The organism is uncultured Intestinibacter sp. (assembly GCF_902468165.1).
Lineage (GTDB): Bacteria > Bacillota > Clostridia > Peptostreptococcales > Peptostreptococcaceae > Intestinibacter.
The window spans coordinates 1-2569 of the sequence record NZ_CABQXJ010000134.1; the positions used below are offsets into that span (position 1 = coordinate 1).

Sequence of the window (2569 nt, forward strand, 5' to 3'; positions counted from 1 at the left end):
TTTTTTGTCTGATTGTGTTAAAAATTTAACTTTTCCAAGACCGTGTTACATATATTTACAAAAAACTCTAAAACAATGAAGGAAAATAAAGCTTTTTAGTGAATTTATATATAATCAGATAAATATCAATTTTTATAGGGGTGATAAAATGAAAAATATTAAGTTTGAAAAAAACGGAAAAATATTCAACTTAAAAGCTATTGTCTGCGAGAATAAAGATTTAATAAAATATATGAAACGCGATTATCTTTTGAATTTATGTGCAGAGGGTTGTCCAAATTACAATACAAATTGGTCTTGCCCACCAAATAGTCCTCGATTTGATGAATATTCAGCGGACTATACTAATTCTCTATTAGTTCAAGTTACAAGTGAAGTTGAAGAAGGAGAAGAATTTATGGAAGCTTATGTTCAAAATAGAAATACTTTAGAAGATTTGCTTTCTAAGATGCAAATCGATTTTGAATGTATTAAAACTGCGTGCGGATCTTGTAATTTATGTGAAAGATGTGCATTTTTAGATAATAAACATTGCTACCATCCAGAAAAGATGAGATATTCTATGGAAGCTATGGGCATGGACCTTCAAAAGATGTCCGAAGAAGTATTTAACCACAAATTAACTTGGAATAATAAAGATAATAAATCAAATATATGTACTTCTATAGGGTCTATTCTTTTTAATGGGACTTTTTTAGAAGATGATTTTTGTGATTTAGCTAGAAATTATAGATTTTAATAAAAATAATAAATATATAACAACATTTAATTTTGAATTTTTATAATATGTATTAAGTGATAGCTGTACTTAAATTGTGAAAAAGTAAAACTTTTATCAAAGATATTGTGCCTAAATAAATAAAAAAAGACTATAAGTCGTTGTAAAGGTTAGACCAACGGTCTATTCATTTTAACCTTTACATAAGATTTATAGTCTTTTATATTGATATTGGCACATATATCTTTATTTACCAAACCTATAATTATGCTTAAAATTGTAAAATATCTAGAATTAAAAAATATTATTGTAAATAATAAGATAGATAAAAGTAATTTTAAAATTTACTTATATATCTTGGTTTTTCTTTATATTATTTGATATATGTTTTAATATATCTTCTTTACTTAATCCTGATAAATGAAGTTTATGACCTAATTTTATATATTCAGAGAATTGGACTCCAGGTTTTAGGCCAAGCTCTATTAAATCTTTGCCACTTACTTCTGGTTCTTTCATAAGCTCTTCATAATCTTTTAATGAAGCGCGAAGCGCCATTTCTATCTCGCTATAATCTTTATCAATTCCTCTTCCAAGAGAATCAGCTTTTGCAAGTAATATTAAATCATTTGGATGTATTGCATCATCCCATAATTTCATCATAGATTTCTTTTTTGAAGTATTATACATTTGATTTGGTTTCATATGAAGCTTTACTAAATTTAATACTTCTTTTTTTAGACTTATTTTATTTGTAAGTCTATTTAAAAATTCATGTGCTAAATTAACACTTTCAACTTCATGACCATATGCAGTAAGCTTACCTTTTCTTAATTTTGTAGTAGAGATTTTTCCAAAATCGTGACATAGCGCAGCTAACATAAATGATGATTTATTTTCAGCTTCATCTTTTAATTTTGCCGCTTCATCTAAAACCATCATACTATGTGTGAATACATCGCCTTCTGGATGATGTATCTTTGATTGTTCTATTCCAATTAAGTCTTCTACTTCTTTAAACCAAAATGACAGTTGTTTCATCTCTTTTAAAGAAGTAAAAAATATTGATGGCTCTGTTGATTTTAACAATGCTTTTTTTAATTCTTCAAATACCCTTTCAAAGGCAAGAGATGACACATCCATACTTGAACAAAGTTTTATAGTTCCTTTATCAATTTCAAATTTAAATCTAGATGCAAATTGCGCAGCTCTAAATACTCTAAGAGGATCTTCACAAAATGAAATATCATTTATATGCTTTAGTTTTTTATTTTTTAAGTCTTCTATTCCACAAAATGGGTCTATAATCTCTCCAGTAAGTATATCTTTCATCATAGAGTTTATAGTAAAGTCTCTTCTTATTGCAGCTTGTTCATATCCTATAAACGGGTCTACATATATTTCAAAATCTCTATGACCTCTTCCATTAGATATTTCTTTTCTCGGCATAGCTATATCTATATCATATCCTTTTAAATTAAAAACACCAAAAGAAGCTCCAATTTTTTGGACATTTCCCAGAGATTCAAGTATATCTACTAAACAATCTACATCTATACCGTGTACTTCTATGTCTATATCTTTTGTTTCTATTTTTAATAGTTCGTCTCGTACATAACCTCCAACGAAAAACGTTCTACCGCCCTTTTCTGAAACTTTTTTTGCTATTTTTGTAGCCATATCCATATTTTTATTCACAATAAATATCACCTCTCTTTAATTATATTTTTACGATAATTTCAAGTTATATATTATTTGAATATATTTATTTGTATATTTTTAAATATATTTACTTATAAGTAAAAAGATAATTCAATTTAATTTGAGCAAACTTTTTCTTTATTATCATTA

General features: G+C 26.5%; 2 protein-coding genes. One reads left to right on the top strand and one right to left on the bottom strand.

Going from position 1 to position 2569, the window contains the following annotated elements:
• Positions 1-148: 148 nt before the first annotated feature.
• A complete protein-coding gene (locus tag RDX53_RS13970; protein WP_307994358.1) occupies positions 149-739 on the top strand; it encodes a DUF2284 domain-containing protein in 591 nt (196 codons plus the stop codon).
• A 327-nt stretch (positions 740-1066) separates the two neighbouring features.
• Here RDX53_RS13970 and RDX53_RS13975 read toward each other — a convergent pair whose 3' ends face one another.
• On the bottom strand, positions 1067-2416 hold the full coding sequence (locus RDX53_RS13975) for an HD domain-containing protein (RefSeq protein WP_307994359.1): 1350 nt from the start codon (positions 2414-2416) through the stop codon (positions 1067-1069).
• Positions 2417-2569: the final 153 nt, after the last annotated feature.